The following is a 25,778-nucleotide window of genomic DNA, read 5'->3' as shown; positions in this document are numbered from 1 at the left end:
ACCGCGCCTCCAGTCCGTCATCCGGTCGCGCCCAGGGCGCGGGTCGCGTCAGGAACGCAACCAGGCCGTCCCCACGCCCGACAGGGCGCGGTCGACCACGGGGGCCGAGGCGAGCAGCAGCTCGCCGGCCGGCAGCGGGAAGGGCTCGTCGCCGAAGACCGTCACGCTCGTCCAGCCGTTCGGCCGACGGAACGCGAGCACGTCGTCGCGGCCGGTCTCGATCCACTCGAGCTGTTCCTCGGACTGCAGCTGGCCACGCAGGCCGAGCGCCTTCCGGTACAGGTTGAGCGTGGAGTCGGGGTCGGCGTCCTCGGCTTCGACGCTGGAGTCGGCGAACCACGCCGGCTGCGGCAGGTGCGAGCCGTCCGGACCGAAGCCGAACGACGAGCCGGTGCGCGTCCACGGGATCGGCACGCGGCAGCCGTCACGACCGACGTCGACGCCCGGGTTGCGGAAGAACGCCGGGTCCTGGCGGTCGGCGTCCGGGATGTCGCCGACCTCGTGCAGCCCGAGCTCCTCGCCCTGGTACACGTAGGCGGAGCCGGGCAGGGCGAGCTCGAGCAGCGTCGCGGCCTGTGCGCGACGCAGGCCGAGCGACCGGTCGAGCGCGTCCTGCGAGCCACCGGCGAGCAGCCAGGCGCTGCCCTGCTTGTCGGTGCCGCCGGCGCGGGGCGGCAGGGCGTAGCGGGTGGCGTGCCGGACGACGTCGTGGTTCGAGAACACCCACGTGGTCGATGAGCCGGACTGCTCGGCGAGGCCGAGGTTGAACTCGATGATGGTGCGGAACTGGCCGGCGTCGAAGTCGGCCTCGAGCAGGTCGAAGTTGAACGCCTGACCGAGCCCCTCGGCGCTGGCGTAGCGGGCGCGGCGGTGCGCGGGGACCCAGGCCTCGGCGACCGCGGTGCGGGCCGGCGTGTACTCGTTGAAGACCGTCCGCCACTCGGCGTAGATCTCGTGCACGTCGTCGCGGTCCCAGAGCGGGTGCGTGCCGTCCTTCGGCATCTCGGCGAGCTCGGCCCAGGTGGGCAGGGTCTCGCCCAGGTCCTTCGCCAGGCCGTGGGCCACGTCGATGCGGAACCCGTCGACGCCGCGGTCGGACCAGAAGCGCAGGGTGTGCAGGAAGTCGTCGCGGACCTCGCGGTTCGCCCAGTTCAGGTCGGGCTGCTCCTTCGCGAAGCTGTGCAGGTACCACTGGCCGTCGCCGACGGCGGTCCAGGCCGGGCCGCCGAAGATCGAGATCCAGTCGGCGGGGGCGTCCTCGCCGGACGGGCCCGTGCCGTCGCGGAACACGTAGCGGTCGCGGGCGGGGGAGCCCTTGGGTGCGGCGAGGGCCTCGCGGAACCACTCGTGCCGGTCGCTCGTGTGGTTCGGGACGACGTCGACGATCACCCGGATGCCGGCGGCGTGCAGTGCCTCGACCATCCGGTCGAAGTCGTCGAGGGTGCCGAGGCGCGGGTCGACGTCGCGGTAGTCGTCGACGTCGTAGCCGCCGTCGGCCAGGGCGGACGGGTAGAAGGGGCTGAGCCAGACGGCCTCGATGCCGAGCGAGGCCAGGTACGGCACCCGCTCGGTGATGCCGGGCAGGTCGCCGATGCCGTCGCCGTTCGCGTCGGCGAACGAGCGGGGGTAGATCTGGTAGACGCTGGCCTGGCGCCACCAGGTCTCGTCATGCGAGGTGGCGGCGGGCTGGGCGAGGGTGTCGGTCACGTCGGGCCTTTCGTGGGTCGAGGGGTTCGAGGGATGTGTGTCGGTCGGGCCCGCACCGGCGATCGCGGTCGGGCCCGCACCGGCGGTGTCGGTCACTTGATGGCGCCCTGGGTCACGCCGGCCATCACCCACCGCTGGGTGACGAGGTAGACGATGATCGCCGGGGCCATCGCCATCAGGTACGAGGCGAACGACACGTTGTAGTTGTTGCTGAACTGCGTCTGGAACATCTGCTGCAGCACCGGCAGGGTCTGCAGCGCCGGGTCGGAGGTGATCAGCGACGGCATCACGAAGTCGTTCCAGGACGCGAGGAACGCGAAGATGCCGACGGTGGCGCTCATCGGTGCCAGCAGCGGGAACACGAGTCGCCAGAACACCTGCCCCGTGCTCGCACCGTCGATGCGTGCACTCTCCTCCAGCTCCGCCGGGATCGACCGCAGGAAGGCCGTGAAGAGCAGCACGCTGAAGGACAGCTGGAACATGACGTGCAGGATCGCGACACCGAGCGGGTTGTCCAGGTGCGCGAGTCCGGTGAGCTTCACCTGCGACAGTGCGAGCACCGGGAACGGCAGGAACATCGCCGCGAGCAGGTAGAAGAACGACCAGCGGAACAGCCGGCGGTCCCAGTTCCGGGCGATCGCGTAGGCCGTGAACGAGGCGAGCAGGATCGTGCCGACGACGGTGATCGCGGCGACGAACACCGAGACCCCGAACGCCCGCGGGAAGTCGGTCAGCTGCCACGCCTGCACGAAGCCGTCGACGCTGAACGGTGCCGGCAGCGAGAACGCGTTGCCGTCGACTGCCTGGCCGGTGGTCTTGAACGCCATCGTCAGGGTGACGTACAGCGGCACGAGCACCGACAGCGCACACAGCACGAGGACGACGGTGACGGGCCAGTTGGAACGACCGCGGCCGGCCTTGCCCGAGCCGGAGGACCGGTCGGCGTCGACGGAACGGATGCTGCCGGTCGCGGTGGTCCCCGGTCGCAGGGGTGCTTGCAGGGACATCAGAGCGCTGCCTTCCCGCGGGTCGCCCGCAGCTGGATCACGGCGATGACGACCGCGATGACGAAGAAGATCGTGGCGTTCGCCATCTGGTAGGCGTAGTCGCCGCCGTTGAAGCCCTTGAAGATCGACATCGCGACACTGGTGGTCGAGGTGCCGGGGCCGCCGTCGGTCAGGCCGACGATGATGTCGTACGAGTTCAGGAAGTTCTTGAACCCGATGACCAGGTTGATCAGGATGTAGCCCGCCGTCAGCGGTGCGGTGATCGAGACGAGCTGCCGCCACGCGCTGGCACCGTCGAGGGCTGCCGCCTCGTACACCTCGCCGGGGATCGAGAGGACGCCGGCGATGTAGATGAGGAGCGTCGACGGGATCGCCTGCCAGGCGGTGACGACCACGATCGCCAGCCAGGCCAGGTCGGGGTTCGCCAGGATGCTCTGCTCGAGCGGCCCGAAGCCGATCGCGGTGGCGAAGCCCGGCAGGCTGTTCGCGAACAGGAACGAGAACACGTAGGCGATGACGATGCCCGAGATCACCATCGGCAGCACGAACACCGCACGCAGGGCGATCTTGCCGCGGATCTTCGACGTCAGCGCGATGGCGAGCAGGAACGCGATCGCGTTCACGACGATCACGGTGACGAGCGAGAACCCGAGCGTGAACAGGTACGCCTGCAGGATCGCGGGGTCGGAGAACACCGCGATGTAGTTGGTGAGCCCGGTGAACCGGAACTCGCCGAAGCCGACGGAGTTCGTGAAGCTCAGCACGATGCCCATCACCGCCGGCAGCGTGATGGCGAGCGTGAAGAGCACCAGGGTGGGCAGCAGGAACGCCAGGAAGAGCGGGTCGACGCGGGGCTTGCGTCGTCCGTCCCGTCGTCCGGCCTGGAGGCCCGGTGCGGCTTCGCCACGGCGGCGGCGGTCCGCCGTCGTGATGGATTCGGTGGTCGTGGTTGCCATTCGGACGTCTCCTTACGCGGCCGTGCGGAGCGCGAGACGCGCCCAGTCGGCGTCGAGGGTGCGGAGCTGGCGCTGCGGGTCGCCGCCGAAGGCGATCGACTGCGCGTAGTTCGCGACCGGGATCTCGGCGGGGATGAGCTGCGAGGCGCCGAGGTAGAAGGCTGCGTCGTCGTAGTACGACTGCATGCCGCGGAGGGCGGGGTTCGACGCCGGGGGAGCGTCCTTGCGGACCCCGAAGCCGTTGTTGTCCGCGTTGTACTTGTCGTTGACCTGCTTGGTCATCAGGAACGACAGGAACTCGCGGGCAGCCTCCTGCTTGCGCGACGCCTCCGGGATCCAGAGCGCCAGGTCGACGTTCACGCGGACCTTGCGGTCGGCCGGGTCGTCGGTGACGGGGAGCGGGAAGGTGCCGAGGTCCATGTCCTTTGTGGTCTTGGCGATCTCGCCGAGGGCCCACGGCCCCTGCAGGTACATGCCCGCCTTGCCCTGGGCGAAGGCGAGGTTGCCGTCGCCGTACCCGCGGCTCGCGGCGCCGTCCTGGTGCCAGGCGCGGAGCTGCACCATGCGCTCCATCGGCTTCCGCAGGTCGCGCTCGAACGAGACGGCGGATCCCTTGCCGACGTTCGTGCCCTCGCGCCGGAGCGCCTCGAAGGTCGCCGGGGTGTCGATCATCCCGCCGATCGAGTAGTCGAACATGCCCTGGGCGATCGTCCAGTTGTCCTTGAACGTGCCGTAGATCGGCGCGATGCCGGCCTTGGTCAGGCGCTCGCACACGTCGGCGAACTCGCTCCACGTCGTCGGGACCTCGAGCCCCTGCTGCGCGAAGAGCGCCTTGTTGTAGATCACCGACGCCGCGGTCACCGAGTACGGCAGGGCGCTCTTCCGGCCGGGGTAGTCGGCGGTCTGCTCCATGAGCGGCCACAGGTCGGGGTTGATGGTGTCGGCCTGCGGCAGGTCGGACAGGTCGGTCAGCGCGCCGTGCTCGACGAACGGGACGACCGAGAAGTTGTAGTTCCAGCACCCGAGGTCCGGCGGCCGGTTCCGCACGAAGTTCGCGGACATGCTCGAGGTCGAGTCGCGCACGACCCGGACCTTCGACTGGGTCTGGTGGAACTGCGCGATGACGTCGTCGAAGTAGCCGATGACCTCGGGCTTCGACACGTAGAACGTGATGGTCTCCGGCTTGGCGCTCGAGGACCCGATCGGGGCGCATCCGGCGAGCGCGAGGCCCGCCCCGATGCCGCCCGCTCCCAGCAGGAACCCGCGTCGGCTGACCGATGCTGCGCTCCTGGCGGTGGCGTGTGCTTGCACGTCGTCTCCGTCCGTCCGGACCCGGCGTCCCTGCCGTTCCGTCCCGCGAGCGGCTCCGATGCTGCCCGCGGAACTAAATGTAGCGAGAAAATCTAATTCCGCAAGGAACTCGTCGCGCGATAGGGTCACGACATGCCGCCACCCCGTGGAACGAGCGCAGAGACGCTGCTCGCGTACGCCTTCGACTCGTCGGCGTTCACCGCGACCGAGGCGATCGACGCCACCGGCCTGACCCGGTCGACCGTGCTGGGAGCGGCCGAGGAGCTCGTGCGGCTCGGCTGGCTGCGCGAGCTCGACGACGCCCGGGCCGCGGGGGAGTACCGGATGGGACGCCCCGCCCGTCGCTACGAGCTCGACACGGTCGCCGGGGTCGTCGTCGGTGTGGACGCCGGCCAGCACCGGGTCACCGCCTTCGTCGCCGATCTGCGCGGCACGGTGCTCGGTCGTGCCGAGGGGTCGCTGGGTGCATCGGGTCTCGACGTGCCCGTGCGGCTCGGGGTCCTCGCCGACACCGTGGCTGCCGCACTCGCCTCGGCCGACGTCGACCGCGGACGGGTCCTGGTCACGGTCGTGGGCATCCCGGCGCCGGTCGACGCCGCCGGTGCCTCGCCCGACGACGGCGGCTTCTGGGTCCGGATGAACCCGGGGTTCGCCGACGCCGTGCCGGACGGGCGGGTGCTCGTCGAGAACGACGCGAACCTCGCCGCGCTCGCCGAGCGGCCGTCCTCGGGCGACGCCTCGTTCGCGGCGCTGCTGTCCGGCGAACGCTTCGGCGCAGGCCTCGTCGTCGACGGGGTCCTGCTGCGCGGTGCCCACGGTGGCGCCGGGGAGATGCGGGTGCTCGAACTCGTCGAGGGTGTCGGCTCGTCCGACGGCATCGGCGCCGTCGCCCGCACCTTCGTGGCCGACGCCGTCGCCGCCGGGCACATCCCCGCGGACGCCGCGCTCGCCGCCGACGCCGCCCTGGTGTTCGAGGCCGCACGGAGCGGCGACCCGGTCGCGCGCACGATCGTCGACCGTCTGGGGGACCGCCTGGCCCGAGTCTGCATCCTGCTCGCGAGCCTGCTCGACATCGACCGCGTCGTGGTCGCCGGGGCGATCGCCCAGCCCGCGGTCGCCGTCATCGACCGCGCGCGCGACCTGCTCGCCAAGGGACACTTCGACCCGGTGCCCGAACTCGTCGCGTCGTCGCTCGGGGCGGACGTCGTCGTCATCGGAGCCGTGGCCCACGCGGTCGACGCGGTGCGGGCCGACCCGCTGTCGTTCCCGGTGCTCACTCGGGCAGCGGCACCTCGTGGTTCAGGTCCCACGGTTCCGTCCAGCCGAGTCGGTCGAACAGTGCATCCAGCAGCATCGCGGTGAAGCCCCACACCAGGTGCTCGTCCCCGTCGGCCTCGATGGTGAACGCCGGCCCGCGCCACTCCTGACCACTGCGGCGGATCACGGTCACGCCGCGGTTCGCCGGGTCGAGCAGGTCGGCCACGGGGACCCGGAACACCGCCGCCGACTCGTGCTCGTCGACGACGCGGATCGGTGAGGGGACGCGCCACCAGCCGATGACGGGCCGGACCAGGTGGTTCGAGAACGCCAGGGGCACGGCCGGCAGGGTGCCGAGCACCTCGACGCCGGCGGGTTCGAGCCCCGTCTCCTCCTGTGCCTCGCGGAGCGCGGCGGCGACGGCGTCCGCGTCACCGGGGTCGATGCGTCCGCCGGGGAACGCGACCTCGCCGGCGTGCGCGCGCAGGGTCGTGGCCCGGGCGAGGAGCAGGACGTCGAGGTCCCGCGGGACGCCGGGCGCTGCCGCCGGTCGGTCGCTCGGCGTGTGGTCGAGCGCGCCGAAGAGCATCAGGACCGCGGCCCGACGTGGTGAGGCCGTGCCACCGGGTTCGACGAGTGGCCCACCGTCCCCCCAGCCGTCCGCTGCGACCGCCGCGAGTGCAGCCCGTCCCGATCCGTCGTGCGTCACCCGTTCACCCTAGGTGCGCGCCACCGAGCGGTCCCGCGGCAGCGTCGCACCGAACGCCTCACTGGGCGTTGTTCGAGTGCCGTCTGGGAGCCGCACAGGTGGGAACTGTGCGAACCGGAAGCGCCTCGGTGCCCTGTTCGCAGCGGGCCGCCGACACGATTGCACCGTCCGCCGGGAGGCCCCATGTTCCACGATCTGCTCCGACCCCTGTTCCATGTCGCCGTCGTCACACCGTCCGTGCTCGTCCCGGTCGACGTCGCCGCCGGGCTCCTCACCGTCGCCGCGCTCCTGCCGGCGTTCGGTCGTCACTCCCGGCATCCGGTCCGGGGCCTGCTCTGGCGGCTCGGCGCCGTGGCCGTCGGCGCCGGGATCGGCCTGGTCGCGGTGTGGTGGTTCGGGGACGTGCAGAACCTATACGGGGTGTCGTTCACCCCGATCACCCGGATGTGGGTGGCCCTTGCGTTCGGCGGTGTCGGGCTCCTCGTCGTGACGGTCGTCCAGGGCGGCTGGTTCCGCCGCGTGCTCGGCGTGCTCGCGGCGGTGGCGGTGGCCCTGGCCGCCGTCCTCGGCGTCAACGTCGACTTCGGGGCGTACCGCACGATCGAGCAGGCCGTGACGACCGATCCGTACCCGTCGGGTCCGCTGGGACACGAGACGGGGGTGGGACGCGCCTCCAGTCCGGTGGTCGACCCGGCCACCTGGCGGGCGCCCGCCGACATGCCGCGACGCGGGAAGGTGCTCTCGGTCGCCATCCCGTCGACCGTCTCCCACTTCCACGCACGGCCGGCGGTGGTGTACCTGCCGCCGGCCGCCCTGACCGAGCGACCACCGACCCTGCCGGTCCTCATCAGCCTGGCCGGGCAACCCGGGCAGCCGAGCGACATGTTCCAGGCCGGTCGGCTCGGCGCGGTGATGGACGCGTTCGCCGAGGCCCACCACGGACTCGCCCCGATCGTCGTCGCACCCGACCAACTCGGAGCGCCGGACCGGAACCCGATGTGCGTCGACTCGTCCCTCGGCCGTTCCGCGACGTACATCATGACCGACACCACGAACTGGATCCGGCAGCACCTGCGCGTCGGGGCAGCGCCCTCGGCCTGGGGCATCGTCGGGTTCTCGCAGGGAGCCACGTGTGCCATGCAGTTCTCCACCGCACACCCCGGCGTGTTCGGCACGACCTTCGCCATCTCGAGCGAGCTCGCACCCCTGAACGGCTCCGTCCAGCACAGCATCCGGTACGGGTTCGGCGGCTCGGCCTCGCGGTACGCCGCAGCGGCACCGCGGGCGATCATGCGTGCGCACGGGCCCTACCCCGGGCACCTGACCGTCTTCGCCTACGGCAGTGAGGACAAGCCCTACGTCGCCTCGACCACGGCACTCCGCGCCGCCGCGAACGCCGCCGGCATGCAGACCCGGCTGTTCGTGTCCGAGGGCTCCGCCCATGACTGGAACACCGTCCGCTACGCCCTGCGCGTCGGGATGCCCGGCGTCATCGCGCACCTGGGCCTGCGGTGAGCGCGGTGGTCGCGGCCCTCGCGTGGGCGCATCCGAGACGGCTCGTGCCGGCAGCCCGTCGGTACCCGCTGACGAGCGTCGTCTCGGCCCTGACGATCGTCGCCGGCATCGCCGCCGTGGTGCTCCGATGCCTCGGCACGAAGGACGGCCGGACACCCGACACCCTGGGCGGGACGATGGGTCCGCTCGGCGTGGTCGCGGTGACGAGCAGCGTCGTCGGGTTCCTCGTCACCTTCGTCGCCGTCGTGGTCTGCACCGCGGCGTCCGAACGGCTGCTCGGCTGGCGGCGCACCCTGCTCGCGATGGTCGTCACGACCGTGGTGGGGACGGGGCTCGGCGCCCTGCTGCAGCTGTTCGACGGCGCCCCGGCGAACCGCGGCTTCCTCGTGCACCTGGGACACGTCGGCCCCTGGACCTGGATCGCCGGGACCATCGTGACCGCGAGCGCGTTCGCCGGCGCGCTGTGGCGACGCCGGATCCGGGTGGTGTCGATCGCCGTCGTCGCGGCACTGCTGCTCTACGCCGGACACGCGTCCGACCTGCACGCGGCACTCGCCCTGCTCGTCGGCCTGGTGCTCGGCCGCGTGCTGCGACGGTCGCCGGTGCGGAGCGGGTGGACCCGGAGTTCCTCACGCGAAACCCGGGTGCTGCTCGTGGCCGCGGTGACCGTGTCGGCCGTCGGGCCCGTCCTCGCGCTCGTCACCGGTGCCCAGTTCGGGCTGCTCGCCCCGCTCGCCGTGGTGCTCGACACCGGGCCGACCGGGCGGATGCCGCACTGCTCGGTGACGGGGGTGACCGCCAGCTGCGTCCGGGCGCTCGCCGAGGTGCACCCGCACGGCCTGTTCCACTCGCTGCTGGCCGTGATGCCGCTCGTGGTCCTGGCGGTCGGCGCCGTGGGACTCCGGCGCGGGAGCAGGTTCGCACTGTGGCTCGTCGCGACCGTCGACCTGGTCTCCGGCGTCGCGACCGCCGTCTCGTACGGGGTGCTGCCCGAACGCCACCACGCCGTCGTGCAGCGCCTGGCGTCGGACCACCTCGCGGTCTCGCTCTCGATCGCCGCGTCGGTGCTGGTGCCGATCGCGACCGCCGTGGTGCTCGTCCTGCGCCGCGCGGACTTCCCGGTCCGGACCGACCAGCGACGACTCCGGACCTTCGTCCTGACGGTCGCCGGTTCGGCCGTGGTGCTCGCGGTCGTCGTCGTCGGTGTCGCCGTGGCTTCGGGCGACAGCGTGCGCGAGCCCCTCCACCTGGCGCTCGCCGTGCTCGGCCCGATCGCGCCCGTGACGCTGCCGACGCACCTGGCGCAGGCCGACCCGGCGCTGCGGTTCGTCGTGGGCGTCTCCGGCCCGCTCCTGTGGCTCGCCGTGGCGATCGCCGCGGTCCGGCCGACCGGCGCCGGGCGCTCGGACAGCGACCTCGACGGGCAGGACGCCGCTCGGGTGGCCGCTCGGGCACTGCTGGTCGCGGGCGGTGGCGACACCTTCGGGTGGATGACCACCTGGCCCGGCAACGAGTACTGGTTCACCGAGGACGGCCGCGCCGGTGTCGCGTACCACCGCACCGGGAGCGTCGCCGTGACGACCGGTGGCCCCTTCGGACACGAGGACGCGCGGCTGGCGGCACTCGAGGGCTTCGCACGGGCCGCGGACGACCACGGCTGGACGCCCGTCTTCTACGGCATCGACGCCACCCTCGGCGCTGCGCTCGCCCGGCTCGGTTGGACGACGCTCCCCGTGGCCGAGGACGCCGACCTCGACCCCCGCACCTGGACCACGACGGGCAAGCGCAAGCAGGACGTCCGCACGGCCGTCAACAAGGCGGCCCGCTCCGGCACCACCGCGCTCTGGTCGGACTGGGCCTCGCTGCCCGGCTCGGTCACCCGCCAGATCGAGGCGATCTCGGAGGAGTGGGTCGCCGAGCGCGAACTGCCCGAGATGGGGTTCACCCTGGGCGGGATCGACGAGATGCGCGACCCCGCCGTCCGCACGCTCGTCGCCCTGGGGTCGGACGGCACCGTGCTCGCCGTCACCAGCTGGCTGCCGGCGTACCGCGCCGGGCAGGTGGTCGGATGGACGCTCGACGTGATGCGCCGCGCCCCGGACGCTCCGAACGGCGTGATGGAGTTCCTGGTCGCGAGTGCAGTCGACCGGATGCGCGCCGACGGTGCCGAGCGGCTCAGCCTGTCCGCCGCACCACTCGCGTCGTCGGCCGAACCGCAGGGGGCCGGGCGGAGCGGCGTCGAATCGGTCCTCGACGTCGTCGGCGGCGCGCTCGAGCCCGTCTACGGGTTCCGCTCCCTGCTGCGCTTCAAGGCGAAGTTCGGGCCAGACCTGCACCCGCTGGTGATGGCGTACCCGGACCCGGTGGCGCTGCCCACGATCGGCGTCGCGATCGTCCGTACCTACCTGCCGGGGTTGTCGCTGCGCCAGGCGGTGGCGATCGTGCGGGAGCGGCGTCCGGCACACGGGGTCCGGGCCGAGCAGCAGGCGGAACGAGTGGGCTGACCCGGACGGGCCCGTCGCACCGTCGGTACGTTCGGAGCATGGGAACCGAACGGGCCGACGGACCGGCCGTGGACGAGCACGATCCGTACGAACGCCGCCCCGGTTACGTCACGAGTGTCGACGGCCGGACCGACCGGATGACCACGGACATGTTCGTGGGCGTCGCGGTCGGGTTCGTCCTGATGATCGTCTTCGGGTTCTTCCAGCTCGTCGAGTGGATCGCGATCGGAGCGGCCGTCGTCATCGGCGCGGCGGTGTGGTTGCTCCTGCGCAGCCGGCGACGGCGTGCAGATCGCCGCGCGGGTCGATCGCCGGACGCCGTCCCGCGTGCTCGGGACCGCGCGCTCGCCGAAGCGAACGGTGGGCGCCGGTTCTTCGTCGCCCAGAACCCGGTCGTCGTCATCGTGATGGGCGCGATCTTCATCGGTGTCGCGGTCGCCCCGCTGCTGTTCGGAGGATTCTCCATCGGCCGGATCGTGACCGGGGTCATCGTCGTCGCGAGCGGCGTCGTCTGCATCGTGCAGGGGATCGGCACGCTGCGGGTGCGTCGTCGGGAGCGCAGCGGGGGCTGAACCCCGGTCGTCAGGTATCTGGGGGCCGGTGGAGGTCAGCAGCCCGACGAAGGGCGGCCCCGAGACCTGCCAGACGTACTGGCCCTGGGAAAGCTGACGCGTCGTCGACGCGACCACGGGACGGACGGGAGGCCCGGTGCCAGCTGGCACCGTCCCTCCAGGCTCGGCCGTCACCCCGCTGGCGCGGTGCGCCGGTACCGGCTGGTGGGGCCCACCTCCAGGCTCGGCCGTCACCCCGCTGACGCGGTGCGCCGGTACCGGCTGGTGGGGCTCACCTCCAGACTCGGCCGTCACCCCACTGACGCGGTGTGCCGGTACCGGCTGGTGGACCTCCCGGGGACGGTGAACAGCAGTCGTTCCCCGGCTACGAGGTGCGGCGCGCAAGCTCCATCGCACGTTCCGTTGCCACGCCGAGCATGAACAGGCTGGTGATCGTTGCGGCCTCGACATCGAGGGAGGGATCGTCGCTCCCATCGTCGGCGATCGCGAACACCGTCGCTGAGCTGAGCCGTGCGAGCGCCTCCGGGGGCAGATGTGTCCCGAACACGCCGTCGTCCTGCCCCCGTCGGACCAGGGTCGCGAGCGCCGCGTCGACCGACCGCAGCACCGCGTGGATGTCCTCCCCGTACTCGCCCCGACGCAGCGCGAGCAGCACCCGGTACCGGTGTGCGAGTGGCCACAACTCGACGAGGAACCGCGCCCACACCTCGTCAGCTGGCGTCCGGGGCTGATCGACGCGTTCGAGCACGGTCGTCATCTCGTCGACCGCCGCTTCGGCGAGTGTCCGTACCAAGTCGTCCCGGGCCGGGAAGTGCCCGTAGACGGTCCGGCGGACCACGCCGACTGCTGCGGCGATGTCGCCCATGCTCGCCTCCGGCCGTCGCCCGAGGAGTTCCCGGGCCACGTCGAGGATGCGGGCACGGGTCGCCTCCGTCGCCCGGGTCCGAGCAGTCTCCGTCGCCATGTTCCGATCATTGCACATGGTTGTGCAATGGAGTACGGTCCACATGTCGTTGCACACTACTGTGCATCGGAACATCGTCAGGAGGAACATCGTGACCGATCGACCGCACGCCGCTGCAGCGCCCCTCCGCCCGTTCACTGCCGCCGTTCCGGATGAGGACATCCGTGACCTCCGGGACCGTCTCGGCCGGACCCGCTGGCCCGATCCTGAAACGGTGACGGATTGGTCCCAGGGTGTTCGCACCGAGCATGCCCGGTCCCTGGTCGACCATTGGCTCCACCGCTACGACTGGCGCCGGGTCGAGGCCGACCTCAACCGCCGCCCGCAGTTCCTGACGGAGATCGACGGTCTCGACGTCCACTTCCTCCACGTCCGGTCCCCGCACCCCGAGGCGCTCCCGCTGATCCTGACGCACGGCTGGCCGGGCTCGGTCCTCGACTTCCTGCCGATGATCGACGCCCTCACCGACCCGGTCGCGCACGGCGGCCGTGCCCAAGACGCGTTCGACGTCGTGATCCCATCGCTGCCCGGCTCCGGGTTCTCCGGCAAACCCACCGGCACCGGCTGGGATGTCCGGCGGATCGCAGCGGCGTGGGCGGAACTGATGCACCGCCTCGGGTACACCCGCTGGGTGGCGCACGGCGGTGACTGGGGCTCGGCGGTGACGACGGCCCTTGCGGCGTCCCACGCCGAGGGGTTGCTCGGCATCCACCTCAACACTCCGTACGCCTTCCCCGAGCACATCCCCGCGTCGCTGTCGCCGGAGGAGCAGCATGCTGTGGACACCCTCGCCCAGTACAGCGGCGTGCTGGGCGGATCGAACCACCTCCAAGCCACCAAGCCGCAGACACCGGGATTCGCACTCGCCGATTCCCCTGTCGGTCAGGCGGCGTGGATCTACGAAAAGTACCAATCCAAGACCGACAACTGCGGCCTCGCCGAGGATGCCATCCCTCTCGACTCCATCCTCGACACCATCTCGCTCTCCTGGTTCACGAACAGTGCGGCGTCCGCTGCCCGGATCTACTGGGAGAACCGTTCGGCGACGATGGCGGGTCCTGAACTGACCCTCCCGGTCGCCGTCACCGTCTTCCCTGCGGACATCCCACTGCTGCCGCAGAGCTGGATCACGGACAAGTACTCCTCGCTCGTCCACTCCGCGGTCGCCGACCGGGGCGGCCACTTCGCCGCACTCGAACAACCCGATCGGCTGGTGGACGAGATCCGCGTCGGCCTGCAGTCGCTCCGTGCAGCCGGACCGACCGGGCCGTGACGCTCAGCAGTGCTGCAGTGCTGCAGTGCTGCAGCACTGCAGCGCGAGCGCTGCGCCCGGCGGAGTGTTCGCAGCGCAGCTTTGCCCGATCCGGACGGTGCGGTTCGGCTCAGCCGCGGTCGCGTGCCATTCCTGCTTCGGTGTTGCGGGTCCCGACGGCGACGCCGTGCGGGGAGGCAGCCCCGATCCGGGCGAGGTCGTTCTCGGTGAGGACGACGTCGGCTGCGGCGACGTTCTCCTCGACACGAGAGGCCTTCGTGGTGCCGGGGATCGGGACGGTGCCGGCCTGCATCAGCCACGCGAGCGCGAGTTGCGCGGTCGTGACGCCCTTTTCGTCGGCGATGACCTTCAGCGCCTCGACGACGTGCAGGTTCGCGTCGATCGCCTCGTCGGAGAACCGGGGGAGGTTTCGCCGTGCGTCGCCCTCGGGGAGGTCGTCCTTGCGGGTGACGGTGCCGGAGAGGAACCCGCGGCCGAGCGGCGAGAAGGGCACGAACCCGATGCCGAGCTCCGACGCGGTGTCGAGGACGCCGTTGTGTTCGGCGTCGCGCTCGAAGAGGCTGTACTCGGACTGGATCGCCGTGATGGGGAACGTCGCGTGCGCACGTCGCAGGGTCTCGGCCGAGGTCTCGGAGACCCCGATGTAGCGGGCCTTGCCGGCGGTGACGGCTTCAGCCATCGCGCCGATCGTGTCTTCGATCGGCACGTTCGGGTCTGCCCGGTGGAGGTACCAGAGGTCGACTCGGTCCGTTCCGAGGTGGCTCAGGGACCGGTCGATCGCGCGGCGTGCGTGCTCCGGGGAGCCGTCGAGTCCGATCGGCTGACCGTCGTCGGCGAAGTCGGTGGCGAACTTCGACGCGACCACCACGCTCTCTCGATCAGAGCCGAGCGCGTGGCCGAGGAGCTTCTCGTTCTCGAACGGCCCGTACGCCTCCGCGGTGTCGAACAGGGTGATCCCGAGGTCGAGGGCGCGACGGATGGTCGTGACGGAACCGGCTTCGGTTGCACCGCCGTAGAAGGCGCTCATGCCCATGCATCCGAGCCCGAGTGCGGACGTGACGAGGCCCTGGGAGCCGAGAGGGGTCTGCTGCATGCGTGTTCTCCGTTCGTCGCCGGGACGACCCGGACGATGACGACCTTCCACCCTGGTGTGCACACCATGTCAAGTGGGAGACTCGGCTCATGCTCCTTCCCGAGGTCCACGTCGACGGACCGGTCACGATCAGCGCTGCGGCGGAGCTGCTCGGCATCACGGTCGACACGATCCGCTACTACGAGAAGGAAGGGATCGCGCCGCCTCCTGATCGCGGTCAGGATGGATGGCGGCGGTACGACACGGCGGCGCTGAGCTGGCTCGCCGGGACGGTGATGCTCCGCGGGACCGGTATGAACGTGCAGGAGATGCGTGACTACGCGGCCGCGTACAGAGCTGGTGCCGACGATGTCGCACGACTCGCGCTCCTCGAGCAGCACCATGCGACCGTCCTCGCTCGGCAGGCGGAGGTGCAGCGGCACCTCGCGGCACTGGAACGGAAGATCGAGGCGTACCGCGAGACCATCGCCGCGACCGGCGCCCCATCGGCGGCTTGACCTTCCTGCCCGGTCGGCCATCGGCTACGGCGCGAGAACCACGACACCGATCGAAGCTGCTCACAGACTGGTGATCGTGTCAGGATCGGCCGTCGCACGACATCTCTCAGTGAGCGACCCCTGCTCCGACCGAAGGAGAGACCACCGATGAACACCCGAACCCACCTCAGCGTCACAGCGGTGGCCGCCTGCGTCATGGTCGCCGCCCTGAGCGGCTGTGCTGCGAGCACCGCGACTCCGTCGCCGTCCGCCACCACGGCGATGACCGGGGACAAGACCCCGGTCACGTCCCAGTCTCCGACCGCGACCGACGCCGCGACCCCGGTGAACCAACCTCCGTCGACTCCGTCGTCGTCCCCGTCGCAGGAGCCCGGGACGTCGGCGCTCGCGCAGCACATCTACGACGAGTGCAGCAAGGGGGCCGCGGATGCCGGTGTGACCCTGACCTTCACGAACGATCCGTCGGGGTACCCGGGCAGCGACGGGACCTACCAGCTCATCTACCCCTTCACGTTCGACGACGGGCACACCGACCCGTATGCCATCTACAACTGCACGCTCACCGACGACACGGTCAACTCCTCGTACGTCAGCAGCGGGATGACCGACAGTCACTGACCCCGGTCGGTGACGGTGCAGGCGTCAGGTGACAACCCCACCCGCCGGTCAGGGTGGGAGTTCGCGCGACCAGTAGTCCGCTCGGACCACGAGGAGTTCGCCCTGGACCTCCGACGTCAGATTGACGACGCGGGGATCCCACAGCGTCCCGGGCAGCCTCGCGAACGGTTCAGTGCCCAACGTCGTCGACAGTTCGGACGGGCTCACCCCCGACGGCGGCTGCACGGACACGAGCGACCAGCACCCGCCAGACGCGCACTGCTCCTCCTCGTCGACCACCCTGCTCCCGGCCGGCAGAGGGATCGACGCCGTCGCCGGCACGTCGCCTTCCGTCGCCCCCGCGAACAGCAGTGCGGCGCGCAGACCGATGAACAGGACGGCCGCGGCACCCACGATCAGAACGGTCACGACGATCGCTCGTCGGGTGTTCGTCCGGTGCCTGGTCACCTCCGCAGCCTCGGCGGCGGTTCGGGCCGTGGTCAGCGGTCGAGCAGCATCCTGTTGCGCGCATCGATCTGGTCCGCGGTCGCGGGGAAGTAGCTGCTGACACCGATGTGCTCGGCGTCGTGCTGTACCGCGTCGACGACCGGCCGGAGCGCGCGCTCGTAGTCAGCGAATGCCTGCTCGACGTCGCCGTCCGCGTCCCGGAGGGCGTCGTGGAGTGCGGTGGCGCCGATGATGGCGAGCGAGCCGCCCATGCCGGCGGCCGGGGAAGGGCAGTAACCGGCGTCGCCGACGAGTGCGACGCGGCCGGACGTCCACGCCGGCATCTTGATCTGGCTGAGCTTGTCGAAGTAGAAGGTCTCGGCGCCGATGGCCTCGTCGACGTGGTCCGAGAACGGCGAACCGGCCCGGAGCATGTGCTCGCGGAGGATGCGCTTCTGTGCCGCTTCGTCGTGGTGGTCGAAGGGGATCTCCTGCTCGGAGCGGAAGCCGAGGACGAGGTCGGTGGTGGTGTCGTACGAGTTGACCAGCATCGTGACGCCCGGTGCGTTGGTGATCCGGGTCGTCTGCGGTTCGATGACGAGGTCGTCGAGGATGGCGACGGAGAAGTACGTCCGCAGGAAGTGGCTGTATCGCGCTTCCTCGCCGAAGTGCAGTCGACGCACTGTGGAGTGGTTGCCGTCGCAGCCGAACACCATGGAGAAGTCCCGTTCGGTTCCGTCGCGGAAGGTGACGTGCACGCGCTCCTCGTCGGTCTCGTGCAGGGATGTGACCGAGTTGTTCCACAGCATCTCCACTTCGCCCTCGGTCGCGGCGGCGAGGATGTCGAGCAGGTCGTCGCGGTGGATCTCGTAGCCGTCGCCCGTCGATCCGGCCGAGGGCGGCACGGGATCCATCCGCGCGATGCGGTCTCCCTGCGGCGTCGTGAACTCCGTCACCCGCGGCGCGAGCGCCTTCGCCGAGATCTGCTCGAGCAGACCCATCCGATCGACGATCGCGATGGTGTCGTCGCGGATGTCGACCGGGGTGCCGCCTCGTTTCAACCCGGAAGCGACCTCGACGATCGAGACGTCGTACCCGAGCCGACGCATCCACAGCGCGGTCGTGAGCCCAGCGAAACTCGCTCCTGCGATGAGTACCTGTTCCTGCTCCTGCGTTGTCATCGATCGTCCTCGTTCCTCGGTATCCACCGAACTTGTAGTGACTCTAAGTTCGGCCAACGTACCAGAACTTTGGGTCACTCAACGTTTCGTGTCAGACTCGGGGGATGGTGGAGTCGAGCGAGGGTGTTCCGTCGGGGCTGCGAGAGCGCAAGAAACGGGAGACCCGCGAGCGCCTGGGTGACGTTGCTGCACGGCTGTTCGCTGAGCACGGGTACGACGAGGTGTCGATGTCAGACGTGGCCCGAGCTGCAGGCGTCTCGGATCAGACCGTCTACAACTACTTCCCGACCAAACCCGATCTGGTGTTCGACCGAGCCGACGAGGTGCTCGAGAAAATCCGAGCTGCGGTTGCGGACCGAGGTGCGCAGCAGTCGCCCGCGGAAGCGATGCGCACCATCGTCCTCGAGGATGTCGATCGGTACGTCGCAGAGGACCCAGCCTTGGCGCGAGGGGAGTTCCCAGCGCAATGCCGGCTCAGCGCGGTGCTCCGGCGACGGGCGCTGGAGTTCTACGACGAAGTCACGTCCGCGGTGGCAGCAGAACTGGCGGACACGGGTTTCGACTCGATGACCCGGCGTGCTCAGGCTGCCGCGCTCGTGGCCGTCGTGCAGCAGACCACCGAGGCCATCGGCGACGCGGTCCTCGCGGACGCCGACCGGAAATCGACCCGCAAGCGCTTGGTGGCCACGGCCGGAGCGGCGCTGGACCACCTGTCCACCTGGTGCGCGCCGGCCTGATCCACATCGAAGGACAGGGCGGGTGCGCGGAACGCATCCGATGCACCTTGTGGCCCTCTCATGGCGCGGGGCGTCCCACCGACCTACCGTCTACTTGTCAGACGATCGTCTGTCGAATAGGCCCTCTGGAAGGAACCTGCTCCATGCGTCACGCTCCTCGCCTCCGCCGGACCAACGCGCTGCTGATCACCAGCGGCGTCCTCACGGCGGCAGCGCTCGCTGTCGGGGCGGCCGGGCCCGTCTCCGCGGCCAACGCCGACGGCGCGGCGCCCACCCAGTCCGTGGCCGCCGCCAGCGGTGACAACTACGTGGCCTTGGGCGACTCGTACGCGGGCGGTTTCGGCGTCGCTCCCTACAGCTCGGGTCCGGCGGCCGGCTGCTTCCAGTCCTCCACCGACTACCCGCACCAGGTCGCGGCATCCCTGGGACTCCAGCTCGACGACCGCGCCTGCGCCGGTGCCACCACCGGCAACATCTCCCGGGTCGCGCAGAAGACCGGAGCCGCAAGTGCCACCGCGCCGGTCCAGGCCGACGCGCTGTCCAAGGACACGGACGTCGTCACGGTGTCGATCGGCGGGAACGACCTGGGGTTCTCCGGCGTCATCGCGAACTGCGTCGCACTGGACAAGGCCGGCCCGGTGTTCTCGGAGATCCACGGGAAGACCTACGACCACTGCAAGGACTACTACGCACCGGTCGTGCACGGCGTCACGCGGGATCGACTCGCATCGCGCATCCGCACCGTCGTGGCACCCCGGCTCGCGGCGACGTTCCGCGTGATCGCGCAGCGTGCTCCGCAGGCGAAGGTGTTCGTCGTCGGCTACCCGATGATCGCGCCGGGTACGGCGCAGGCCCCGAAGGGATGCTTCTCGAGCCTCCTCGGTGACTCCGGTCTCGAGCCGCCGTTCCCGCAGAACGCATTCCCCTTCACCGCCACCGACACCGCCTACTTCCACCGCACCCAGAACGCGCTCGACGCAGCGGTCAAGGCTGCGGCGAAAGCTCGTGGCTTCACCTACGTCTCGACGCTGCAGGGCTCTGCCACGCACACGCCCTGTGCAGCGTCGGGTTCCGCATGGATGGCGGGACTCACTCTGACCGATCGCGGCACTGCTGCGGACAGCACGCCGCTGGATGGGACGAAGTACTCCATCCTCTTCGGCGCACTCCACCCGAACGCTGCCGGCATCGCGTACCTGCGTGACCAGACCAAGGCCGCGATCGTCGGATCGCGCTGAGCCTGCGCCTGCTGGTCACGTCATGGACATGACCAGCAGACGGACGGGAGGCCCGGTGCCAGCTGGCACCGTCCCTCCAGGCACGGCCGTCACCCCGCTGGCGCGGTGCGCCGGTACCGGCTGGTGGGGCCCACCTCCCGTCCGCCTCGTGTGGACCACCGGGCGTCTGTCGTTGCACCGCGGGTCTCACCCGAGATGCAGTGAGTGGCCGGCGTGTGCTGCGTCGGCCGCTCTGGAGCATTCCGGCGGGTTCCCGTCGGGGTGGTCGGATCAGAGTCCGCTGATCACTGATTCGAGTCGGAGTTCGCCGTCGCGGGTCTGCATGCCCGCGGCGAGCAGGACGTGCGCGCGGTCGGCCGCGGCCGGGGTGAACAACGGGCCGAGGAGCGCGTTCTCTGCCACCAAGCCTGCACGGGTGATCGCGCTCGGGGCAGCGTTCACCGCCTTCTTGACGGCGGACACGACTGCGGGCTGCAACCCGCCGATCCGGCGGGCCAACGCGTCGACGAAGGAGTGGATCTCGTCGGCCGGGAGTGCTCGGTTTACGAGACCGTACCGCTCTGCGAGTTCGGCATCGACGAGCTGCGCACCGAGGAGGATCTCGAGTGCACGCGCCCGGCCCACGAGTGCGGTCAGGTACTGGGTGCCTCCACCGCCGGCCATGATGTCCATCAGCACCTCCGGCTGCGCCTGGCCGGCAGCGCCGATGGCGGCGAAGCGCATGTCGAGAGCCATCAGGAACTCGTTGCCACCACCTCGGGCGAGGCCGGTCAGCTTGCCGATCGTGACCTGCGGAAGCGAGCGGACCTCTTCGTGGACGACCTGCATGAGGTTGAGGTCTGCGGGGAACTCTGCGTCCGGGTTCGCCTCCATCGTCGCGGTGACGGCTGTCGACATGACCTCGGGTTCCGTGATGAATCGGGTGTCGCCGTGTGCGATGAAGATGTCCGGGTCGGCGCTGTCGAAGACGATGACTCGCACGTCGTCGTCTTCACGGACCTGGGCGACGAACCGGCGGATCGACGGCAGCAGGGTGCCGTCGGAGAGGTTCAGCGGTGGGTTGTCGATCGTGACGTTCGCAACGCCGTCGGCGACGGTGATGCGCAGGGCGGGCAGGTTGTAGGTCATGGGGCTTCTCCCTCTGGGGACGCGGCGGTGACGCCGGGCGTCGTGCGTGACACTGAGTATCACGATAGGGACTCCGCATCATTCCTGCAAGTGAGTGCACATCCTCGTAGGATCGATGCATGAACCCGATGAGCACGCGAGCGATCGGACGAGCGGCGGTGCGGGACGAGCTGGGGAGCATCGGGCTCCGTTGCTTCCTGGAGTCAGGCTTCGAGGCCGTCACGTTCGAGGACCTGGCCGGACGAGCAGGGGTTTCTCGGAGCACCTTCTTGCGCTACTTCGGCAGCAAGGAGGACGTCGTCCTGCACGTCTTCGATCCCCTCGGTGAGCAGATGGCACAAGCCCTCGGGGAGCGTCCGGATTCGGAGGACACCTGGACTGCGCTTCGTCACGCGGTCAAGCCCGCCGTGGCGCTCATCGAGGACGATTCCGAGGCGGGCTTCGCGCGACTCGACTTGGTCTGGTCGACGCCCGCGTTGTGGGCCCGGCTCCACGAGAAGCAGGCAACCTGGCGAGAAGGACTCGCTGCGGTGCTCGTCGAGCGTGAAGCCAGCAGCCAGTTGCGACGCATCGCGGTGCAGACAATCGTGATGGCCGCCTTGGGTTGCGTCATCGTCGCGTACGACGGATGGGTCGAGAGCGGCGGAGCTGAGCGCCTCGGTGAGCTGGTCGAGGACGCTTTCGCGGCCCTTGCCCAGGGAACGGGTCGCTGACGAGCTTTCGACCATGCGCTGCCTGGCGCGGTGGAGGGCGCTCCCGGCCCGGTGAGGGATCGGTTAGAACACGTCGGCTGGGGCTTCGATGTTCTCCGCTAGCCCTCGCGGCTTGCAGCTCCGAAAACCTGACTAGGCGAGCAGCTTGGCCAGCAGTCGCTGGAATTCCGCCTGCTCGTCTGTTTCGAGGGGTACGAGCCATTCGTCGAACTTCGCCGAGAGGACCTCGAGCGCCTTGTCGAGGGCCTCCGCACCTTCGGGAGCGACCGCCAGGCGGTGCCGGCGAAGGTCGGCAGGGTCGATGTCCTGCCGGACGAAGCCCTTCGCCTCGAGGCCCTTCAGGTACACGGTCACGCTCGGTTTGGGCAGGACGAGACGGACAGCGAGCTCCGCGGGGTGGGGCAGTCGTTGACCTCCCCGAGCACGAAGAACTCCTTGGCCTCCAACCCGAGCTGCTCAGCGACGGTTTCAGTCCGGCGCGTGGGGAGCAGTAGGTTCGGCACGTGGACGTCGTGAGCGCGAAGGTGTTGGGCACAGCCGCAATCGTGTCCGGACTGTTCTTCATCGCGACGTCCATCGTGCGTCTGAGTCGTCCGGACCTCGACGTGTTGCTCGTGGTCTTCAACATCGTCCTCGGCGTCCTCCTGCTGGCCACCGGCTTCAGACTGTGGCGGTCCGCGCTTCGGCGAACGAATCGCCGCCGTTCGGTGATCGGCGGCTAGAGACGATGACAGCATCAACCGACGGCGCAGCAGCCCTCCGGTACACCGGGCAGCGCTTCGTGTCGTTCCGGGTGAACGGTGCCGACTTCCGCTGGATCGACGTCCTCACGTTCGACGTGGCCCGCACGGCTTCCGACGAAGAACTGCTCGCTGCCCTGATCGGGAACCCTTGGTACTCGCACACCTACGCGGCACCGCGCGAGAAGGAGCCGGAGGCAGGAGAGATCCACGGCCCGTACCTCCTCGACCACATCACAGTCCCCGCGTTCCGGCGTCGCGAGCGCAGTGCAGTCGCGGACCGGATCTGGGCGTGGGCCCTGAGCGAGGGTGAACTGCCCCCGGAACTGCTCTCGGCGATCGGGGCGGAGGTCCGGGCGATCGAGGCCGCGGACTCAGATGTCTGGGAGCTTCCAGACCTCGGAGCCGGTGCTCTCCACGAGTGGGGAGGGGTCGTCGGAACGGCGGGATTCATCGAGTTCGTCGCCGTGTCCAGGAAGCACGGCATGCTGACGCTCCTCGTCGCCAGCGACGATTGAGCGTTGCGGCGCTGGGTCGGTAGCTGCTCCGTGGAGTTCGCAAGGGCGCATCCGTTCCGCATGCCGATCGCAACTCCGCTCGGGCGGGAGCCGAGGTCGGAGCTGACGACGGCTGCGCTGGCGCGAACTCCGAATCGGCCTTGCTGGTTACCGCAAGATCGGTGAGGAACCGTCGTGTGCGCCGGTTGTCCGGCAGTACGGTCCGGGAACAGCCTGACCCGAGGCTGCGAGAAGCCGACCCGAAGGCGACCCGATGGACAACTACGACGAGCGACGGCCTGGTGCCCTCGCGTTCAAGAAGCATCTCGGCGAGCAGTTCGGCGGTGATCTCCGGCGGACAAGGGCAGCTCCGGTCGCGCCACGACGCCACGGCGCGGTGAAGGCGACTGCCGCGCGAGCGCACACCGGCGGCGCCTCGAACGGCGGACTCCGTCAGGTCGTTGCTGAGCCAGTCCCGTTGCGGTTCGAGATGGCGAGCACGGGGCGGTCCCTCGCCGGCCTGGGTGTCGCGATCGGATGCGGAGTCGCGCGCACGATCGGCCCGCAGGTCCTGCCAGTCGCGAGGATCGTGGATCCCGAGGTGCGCGACGCGGAGCTCGACGAACGCGGCGGGTTCGAGGCACAGCTCGCCGACGTGCTCATGGAGTCCTGGTCTCTCGTCGTCGAACTCGCTGCAGAGGAGCTGGCGGCGGACACCATCGTCATGCCCGTCGTCGGTGATCGCGTGCACTACAGCCGGGGTTCCGGGCACCTCATCGGGCTGCAGGGAGTCGTCGTCGCGTCCGATGAGGGCGAAGCTCTGCCGCGCGGGCTGCGGTCCGTGCAGCTCGACGGTGAGGCGTGGCCGATAGTCGTCACGGTGGTCTCCCTGGACCGGATCTAGCTGATGCTGCGAACAGGAGCCGGTCCCGGCACGAGCGCCACGGTTCGCCCGTGCCGGGACTGCCGTCAAACGGCCGGGCTGAGGAGGCGCCCGGTGAACTCGCGCAGAGCCTGCACGGCCCGCTTCGACAGCCTCGCGTCGGGCATCATGCTCGTCGATCCGTGGAACGCTCCCGGCCACACGTGCAGTTCCGCCTGGACTCCTGCCGCCCACAGCGAGCTGGCGTAGGCGACGGTCTCGTCGCGGAACACCTCGGTGCTGCCGCAGTCGATGTACGCGGGCGGGAGCCCGGCGAGGTCGGTCGCGCGGCCGGGTGCGGCGTAGATCGACACGTCCTCGCCACCACGCCGGTCACCGAGGTAGGCGTCCCAGCCGAACCGTGTCATCTGCCGGTCGGCGACTCCGACACCGTCGAACTGCCGAGCCGACAGTGTCGCGTCGCGATCGTCGAGCATGGGACTCACGAGGACCTGGCCGATGACGGAGGGCCCCTGTCGGTCGCGGGCGAGGAGGGCGGTGCCGGCAGCGAGACCGGCACCGGCGCTCTGCCCGACGAGGACGATGCGCTCCGGGTCGATGCCGAGTTCGTCGGCGTGCTCGGCTGCCCAGACGAGACCGGCGTAGCAGTCCTCCACCGGGTACGGGTCCGGGTGTTCCGGCGCCAGGCGGTAGTCGGGGCTGACCAGGACGACGTCGTGCACCAGCAGCCACTCGTCGTAGGAGTCGAGGTTGCCGAGGTGGTGGCCGAACATCATGCCGCCGCCGTGGATCGCGTAGGCCAGGGCAGCCGTGCCGGTGCGGCCGGTGCGTTGGATCACGGCGAGGTCGATCGGGTCACCGCGGTGCCCCGGGATCGTGATGCTGCTCCGCTCGAGGCCGCGAGCACGCAGTCCTTCGTCGAGCTGCGCCTCCGTCATGTCCAGCTGTCGCATCTGCGGCAGCATCTGCGCCGTGAGGTGGAAACGGCCGCGCGCATCCATGGCGGTGAGGAAGGGCACGAACTCGGGATCGAACGGCGGGCGGGGGAGGGCGATGGTGTCAGACACTGGAGGTCTCCTCGGTGATGGTGGTCGGGTCGGTGTGTGCAGGGGTGGTGTCGGCAGGGTCGGACGGGGCCTCGTCCTCTGGTTCGACGGCGGGCCGGGCTCGGAGCATGCCGACCACGACGAGCAGTGCTGCAACCGCGGCGAGGCCGAGCCCGGCGACGGTGAGGGCGTCCTGGAAGCCCTCGAGCCGGACGGCGGTCCAGGTGGTCGTGGTGATGCTCCCGGCGACGAAGGCGGCGACGATGGTCCCCGCCGCTGCGACGGCGGCACCACCCGCGAGCTCGCTCGAGGTGTCGACGAGCGCCGCTCCGACGGAGGTGCGGTCGGCGGGCAGCCCCGTGAGGACCGAGGCGCCGGCGACGACGCCGACGACCCGCATGCCGGCGGCGACGAGCACGAGCGCGACGAGCACCCACGGGTACCCGTACCGGCTCAGGGCGCCGAAGACCGCGAGACCGGAGACGACCGAGACGGCGCTCATCCAGGCGGCGCGGCCCAGGCCGACCCGCTGCACGAACGGCCCGACGAAGCGGCCGCCGACGAGCAGCACGACCACCTGCGGCAACGTCCCGACGGCGGCCAGCGCCGGCGGCCAGCCCCAGGCGAACTGCAGCTGCAGGGTCACGAGGTACGACAGTCCCGCGACGGCCAGACCCGACGCGGCCTTGAACGCGAGGCCGCTCGAGACGAGTGGCCGGGCGAGCAGGTGCAGGTCGATCAGCGGGTGCCGCGCGGTCCGCTCGCGGGCGACGAACCCCACCGCGCAGGTGACGGCGAGCGCGAGGACGGCCCACCCCCACCAGCCAGCGGCTCCGGACTCGACCAGGATCGTCGGCGCCACGAGCGCTCCAGCCGTGGTCCCGGTGCCGAGCAGCCCTCCGACCACGTCGACCGGATCGCGACGGAGCCCCGCCGCCTCGTCGCGGGCGACACCGAGCCGGATTCCGACGAGTGCGAGGACCGCGATGGGCACGTCGGCCAGCAGCAGCACCTGCCACGGGGCGACGGCGAGCACGAACCCGCCGACGGTCGGACCGATGGCCAGCCCCACGAGCCCGGCCGTCGAGATGACGGTGAGCGCCCGCACCCGGAGGCCTTCGTCGTCGAAGAGGCGGAACGCCAGCGCCATCGACCCGGGCGTCGTCATCGCCGCGGCGACGCCCATCGCGACCCGCACGGCGATCA

General features: G+C 70.3%; 25 protein-coding genes and 1 pseudogene. 13 read left to right on the top strand and 13 right to left on the bottom strand.

From position 1 onward, the window contains the following. Positions 1 to 48 precede the first annotated feature (48 nt). The 4 genes from BIU91_RS09220 to BIU91_RS09205 all read right to left on the bottom strand — a co-directional run bounded on the left by BIU91_RS09220 (position 49) and on the right by BIU91_RS09205 (position 4,981). Positions 49 to 1,707, bottom strand: a complete 1,659-nt coding sequence (locus tag BIU91_RS09220; protein ID WP_071405179.1) for a glycoside hydrolase family 13 protein — start codon at positions 1,705 to 1,707, stop codon at positions 49 to 51. A gap of 92 nt (positions 1,708 to 1,799) precedes the next feature. Next, positions 1,800 to 2,714: a carbohydrate ABC transporter permease gene (locus tag BIU91_RS09215; protein WP_071405176.1), complete on the bottom strand. Its 915-nt coding sequence runs from the start codon at positions 2,712 to 2,714 to the stop codon at positions 1,800 to 1,802. Further along, positions 2,714 to 3,670, bottom strand: coding sequence for a sugar ABC transporter permease (locus tag BIU91_RS09210; RefSeq protein WP_071405175.1), 957 nt, complete (start codon positions 3,668 to 3,670; stop codon positions 2,714 to 2,716). The genes BIU91_RS09215 and BIU91_RS09210 overlap by 1 nt, the downstream gene beginning before the upstream one ends. Before the next feature lie 12 nt (positions 3,671 to 3,682). After that, the gene (locus BIU91_RS09205; protein ID WP_071405174.1) at positions 3,683 to 4,981 is read right to left on the bottom strand and encodes an extracellular solute-binding protein; all 1,299 of its coding nucleotides are present in this window, start codon (positions 4,979 to 4,981) and stop codon (positions 3,683 to 3,685) included. A 132-nt stretch (positions 4,982 to 5,113) separates the two neighbouring features. Here BIU91_RS09205 and BIU91_RS09200 point away from each other — a divergent pair, with 132 nt between their 5' ends. Beyond that, the gene (locus tag BIU91_RS09200; protein WP_071405173.1) at positions 5,114 to 6,343 is read left to right on the top strand and encodes an ROK family protein; all 1,230 of its coding nucleotides are present in this window, start codon (positions 5,114 to 5,116) and stop codon (positions 6,341 to 6,343) included. On the opposite strand, the gene BIU91_RS09195 is transcribed toward BIU91_RS09200, so the two are convergent. Next, positions 6,255 to 6,947 carry a CoA pyrophosphatase gene (locus tag BIU91_RS09195; protein ID WP_071405172.1) on the bottom strand — a complete coding sequence of 231 codons (693 nt, stop codon included), beginning with the start codon at positions 6,945 to 6,947 and terminating at the stop codon, positions 6,255 to 6,257. The genes BIU91_RS09200 and BIU91_RS09195 overlap by 89 nt on opposite strands. A gap of 183 nt (positions 6,948 to 7,130) precedes the next feature. Here BIU91_RS09195 and BIU91_RS09190 point away from each other — a divergent pair, with 183 nt between their 5' ends. The 3 genes from BIU91_RS09190 to BIU91_RS09180 are packed head-to-tail and all read left to right on the top strand — an operon-like array spanning position 7,131 to position 11,538. Next, the gene (locus BIU91_RS09190) at positions 7,131 to 8,462 is read left to right on the top strand and encodes an alpha/beta hydrolase-fold protein (RefSeq protein ID WP_084740972.1); all 1,332 of its coding nucleotides are present in this window, start codon (positions 7,131 to 7,133) and stop codon (positions 8,460 to 8,462) included. Positions 8,463 to 8,506: 44 nt separating this feature from the next. Beyond that, on the top strand, positions 8,507 to 10,966 hold the full coding sequence (locus tag BIU91_RS09185) for a bifunctional lysylphosphatidylglycerol flippase/synthetase MprF (protein ID WP_071405171.1): 2,460 nt from the start codon (positions 8,507 to 8,509) through the stop codon (positions 10,964 to 10,966). A 38-nt stretch (positions 10,967 to 11,004) separates the two neighbouring features. After that, positions 11,005 to 11,538: a hypothetical protein gene (locus tag BIU91_RS09180; RefSeq protein WP_071405170.1), complete on the top strand. Its 534-nt coding sequence runs from the start codon at positions 11,005 to 11,007 to the stop codon at positions 11,536 to 11,538. A gap of 364 nt (positions 11,539 to 11,902) precedes the next feature. Here BIU91_RS09180 and BIU91_RS09175 read toward each other — a convergent pair whose 3' ends face one another. Further along, positions 11,903 to 12,502 carry a TetR/AcrR family transcriptional regulator gene (locus BIU91_RS09175; RefSeq protein ID WP_071405169.1) on the bottom strand — a complete coding sequence of 200 codons (600 nt, stop codon included), beginning with the start codon at positions 12,500 to 12,502 and terminating at the stop codon, positions 11,903 to 11,905. 61 nt (positions 12,503 to 12,563) lie between these two features. Here BIU91_RS09175 and BIU91_RS09170 point away from each other — a divergent pair, with 61 nt between their 5' ends. Beyond that, complete coding sequence (locus BIU91_RS09170) at positions 12,564 to 13,775, top strand: epoxide hydrolase family protein (RefSeq protein ID WP_366556898.1); 1,212 nt, start codon at positions 12,564 to 12,566, stop codon at positions 13,773 to 13,775. Between the two features lie 109 nt (positions 13,776 to 13,884). Here BIU91_RS09170 and BIU91_RS09165 read toward each other — a convergent pair whose 3' ends face one another. Next, complete coding sequence (locus tag BIU91_RS09165; protein ID WP_071405168.1) at positions 13,885 to 14,868, bottom strand: aldo/keto reductase; 984 nt, start codon at positions 14,866 to 14,868, stop codon at positions 13,885 to 13,887. An 89-nt stretch (positions 14,869 to 14,957) separates the two neighbouring features. Between BIU91_RS09165 and BIU91_RS09160 the strand changes: the two genes are divergently transcribed. Beyond that, the gene (locus BIU91_RS09160; protein WP_071405167.1) at positions 14,958 to 15,365 is read left to right on the top strand and encodes a MerR family transcriptional regulator; all 408 of its coding nucleotides are present in this window, start codon (positions 14,958 to 14,960) and stop codon (positions 15,363 to 15,365) included. A 147-nt stretch (positions 15,366 to 15,512) separates the two neighbouring features. Further along, positions 15,513 to 15,983, top strand: a complete 471-nt coding sequence (locus BIU91_RS09155; RefSeq protein WP_071405166.1) for a hypothetical protein — start codon at positions 15,513 to 15,515, stop codon at positions 15,981 to 15,983. A 48-nt stretch (positions 15,984 to 16,031) separates the two neighbouring features. On the opposite strand, the gene BIU91_RS09150 is transcribed toward BIU91_RS09155, so the two are convergent. After that, positions 16,032 to 16,391 carry a hypothetical protein gene (locus tag BIU91_RS09150; RefSeq protein ID WP_171907804.1) on the bottom strand — a complete coding sequence of 120 codons (360 nt, stop codon included), beginning with the start codon at positions 16,389 to 16,391 and terminating at the stop codon, positions 16,032 to 16,034. Positions 16,392 to 16,462: 71 nt separating this feature from the next. Next, the gene (locus BIU91_RS09145) at positions 16,463 to 17,590 is read right to left on the bottom strand and encodes an FAD-dependent monooxygenase (RefSeq protein ID WP_071405164.1); all 1,128 of its coding nucleotides are present in this window, start codon (positions 17,588 to 17,590) and stop codon (positions 16,463 to 16,465) included. 104 nt (positions 17,591 to 17,694) lie between these two features. On the opposite strand from BIU91_RS09145, the gene BIU91_RS09140 reads away from it, so the two are divergent. Continuing rightward, positions 17,695 to 18,327, top strand: a complete 633-nt coding sequence (locus BIU91_RS09140) for a TetR/AcrR family transcriptional regulator (protein WP_071405163.1) — start codon at positions 17,695 to 17,697, stop codon at positions 18,325 to 18,327. Between the two features lie 143 nt (positions 18,328 to 18,470). Beyond that, complete coding sequence (locus BIU91_RS09135; RefSeq protein WP_071405162.1) at positions 18,471 to 19,565, top strand: SGNH/GDSL hydrolase family protein; 1,095 nt, start codon at positions 18,471 to 18,473, stop codon at positions 19,563 to 19,565. A gap of 270 nt (positions 19,566 to 19,835) precedes the next feature. Here BIU91_RS09135 and BIU91_RS09130 read toward each other — a convergent pair whose 3' ends face one another. Next, positions 19,836 to 20,693, bottom strand: a complete 858-nt coding sequence (locus BIU91_RS09130) for an enoyl-CoA hydratase/isomerase family protein (protein ID WP_071405161.1) — start codon at positions 20,691 to 20,693, stop codon at positions 19,836 to 19,838. Positions 20,694 to 20,812: 119 nt separating this feature from the next. Here BIU91_RS09130 and BIU91_RS09125 point away from each other — a divergent pair, with 119 nt between their 5' ends. Beyond that, positions 20,813 to 21,406 (top strand): TetR/AcrR family transcriptional regulator, encoded by a 594-nt coding sequence (locus BIU91_RS09125; protein WP_071405160.1) that lies wholly within the window; start codon positions 20,813 to 20,815, stop codon positions 21,404 to 21,406. Between the two features lie 132 nt (positions 21,407 to 21,538). Here BIU91_RS09125 and BIU91_RS09120 read toward each other — a convergent pair. After that, positions 21,539 to 21,814, bottom strand: a pseudogene (locus BIU91_RS09120) (MarR family transcriptional regulator); the annotation flags it as partial. A 95-nt stretch (positions 21,815 to 21,909) separates the two neighbouring features. Here BIU91_RS09120 and BIU91_RS09115 point away from each other — a divergent pair. The 3 genes from BIU91_RS09115 to BIU91_RS19180 all read left to right on the top strand — a co-directional run bounded on the left by BIU91_RS09115 (position 21,910) and on the right by BIU91_RS19180 (position 23,547). Further along, the gene (locus tag BIU91_RS09115) at positions 21,910 to 22,128 is read left to right on the top strand and encodes a hypothetical protein (protein WP_071405158.1); all 219 of its coding nucleotides are present in this window, start codon (positions 21,910 to 21,912) and stop codon (positions 22,126 to 22,128) included. 5 nt (positions 22,129 to 22,133) lie between these two features. Continuing rightward, positions 22,134 to 22,664 (top strand): hypothetical protein, encoded by a 531-nt coding sequence (locus tag BIU91_RS09110; protein WP_071405157.1) that lies wholly within the window; start codon positions 22,134 to 22,136, stop codon positions 22,662 to 22,664. A 580-nt stretch (positions 22,665 to 23,244) separates the two neighbouring features. Beyond that, complete coding sequence (locus BIU91_RS19180; protein ID WP_139196593.1) at positions 23,245 to 23,547, top strand: hypothetical protein; 303 nt, start codon at positions 23,245 to 23,247, stop codon at positions 23,545 to 23,547. A 65-nt stretch (positions 23,548 to 23,612) separates the two neighbouring features. On the opposite strand, the gene BIU91_RS09100 is transcribed toward BIU91_RS19180, so the two are convergent. Together BIU91_RS09100 and BIU91_RS09095 are read right to left on the bottom strand one after the other, a co-directional pair. Continuing rightward, entirely contained in the window at positions 23,613 to 24,593 is a 981-nt protein-coding gene (locus tag BIU91_RS09100) for an alpha/beta hydrolase (RefSeq protein WP_071405155.1), read from the bottom strand. Further along, positions 24,586 to 25,778, bottom strand: a 1,193-nt coding sequence (locus BIU91_RS09095; RefSeq protein WP_071405154.1) for an MFS transporter, incomplete at its 5' end; no start/stop codon positions are given. The genes BIU91_RS09100 and BIU91_RS09095, both read right to left, overlap by 8 nt.

Origin of the sequence: Curtobacterium sp. MMLR14_002, from assembly GCF_001864975.1 — a bacterium.
Taxonomy (GTDB): domain Bacteria; phylum Actinomycetota; class Actinomycetes; order Actinomycetales; family Microbacteriaceae; genus Curtobacterium; species Curtobacterium flaccumfaciens.
Note: the sequence above shows the minus strand (reverse complement) of the source record. Positions and strands in the feature narration are given on the sequence as shown.

Coding starts and splice junctions, on each gene's coding strand:
- BIU91_RS09200 (WP_071405173.1), top strand. CDS start 5,114: ATGCCGCCACCCCGTGGAACGAGCGCAGAGACGCTGCTCGCGTACGCC.
- BIU91_RS09160 (WP_071405167.1), top strand. CDS start 14,958: ATGCTCCTTCCCGAGGTCCACGTCGACGGACCGGTCACGATCAGCGCT.
- BIU91_RS09125 (WP_071405160.1), top strand. CDS start 20,813: ATGAACCCGATGAGCACGCGAGCGATCGGACGAGCGGCGGTGCGGGAC.
- BIU91_RS09165 (WP_071405168.1), bottom strand. CDS start 14,868: ATGCAGCAGACCCCTCTCGGCTCCCAGGGCCTCGTCACGTCCGCACTC.
- BIU91_RS09135 (WP_071405162.1), top strand. CDS start 18,471: ATGCGTCACGCTCCTCGCCTCCGCCGGACCAACGCGCTGCTGATCACC.
- BIU91_RS09140 (WP_071405163.1), top strand. CDS start 17,695: ATGGTGGAGTCGAGCGAGGGTGTTCCGTCGGGGCTGCGAGAGCGCAAG.
- BIU91_RS09215 (WP_071405176.1), bottom strand. CDS start 2,714: ATGTCCCTGCAAGCACCCCTGCGACCGGGGACCACCGCGACCGGCAGC.
- BIU91_RS09110 (WP_071405157.1), top strand. CDS start 22,134: ATGACAGCATCAACCGACGGCGCAGCAGCCCTCCGGTACACCGGGCAG.
- BIU91_RS09190 (WP_084740972.1), top strand. CDS start 7,131: ATGTTCCACGATCTGCTCCGACCCCTGTTCCATGTCGCCGTCGTCACA.
- BIU91_RS09130 (WP_071405161.1), bottom strand. CDS start 20,693: ATGACCTACAACCTGCCCGCCCTGCGCATCACCGTCGCCGACGGCGTT.
- BIU91_RS09180 (WP_071405170.1), top strand. CDS start 11,005: ATGGGAACCGAACGGGCCGACGGACCGGCCGTGGACGAGCACGATCCG.
- BIU91_RS09155 (WP_071405166.1), top strand. CDS start 15,513: ATGAACACCCGAACCCACCTCAGCGTCACAGCGGTGGCCGCCTGCGTC.
- BIU91_RS09175 (WP_071405169.1), bottom strand. CDS start 12,502: ATGGCGACGGAGACTGCTCGGACCCGGGCGACGGAGGCGACCCGTGCC.
- BIU91_RS09145 (WP_071405164.1), bottom strand. CDS start 17,590: ATGACAACGCAGGAGCAGGAACAGGTACTCATCGCAGGAGCGAGTTTC.
- BIU91_RS09210 (WP_071405175.1), bottom strand. CDS start 3,670: ATGGCAACCACGACCACCGAATCCATCACGACGGCGGACCGCCGCCGC.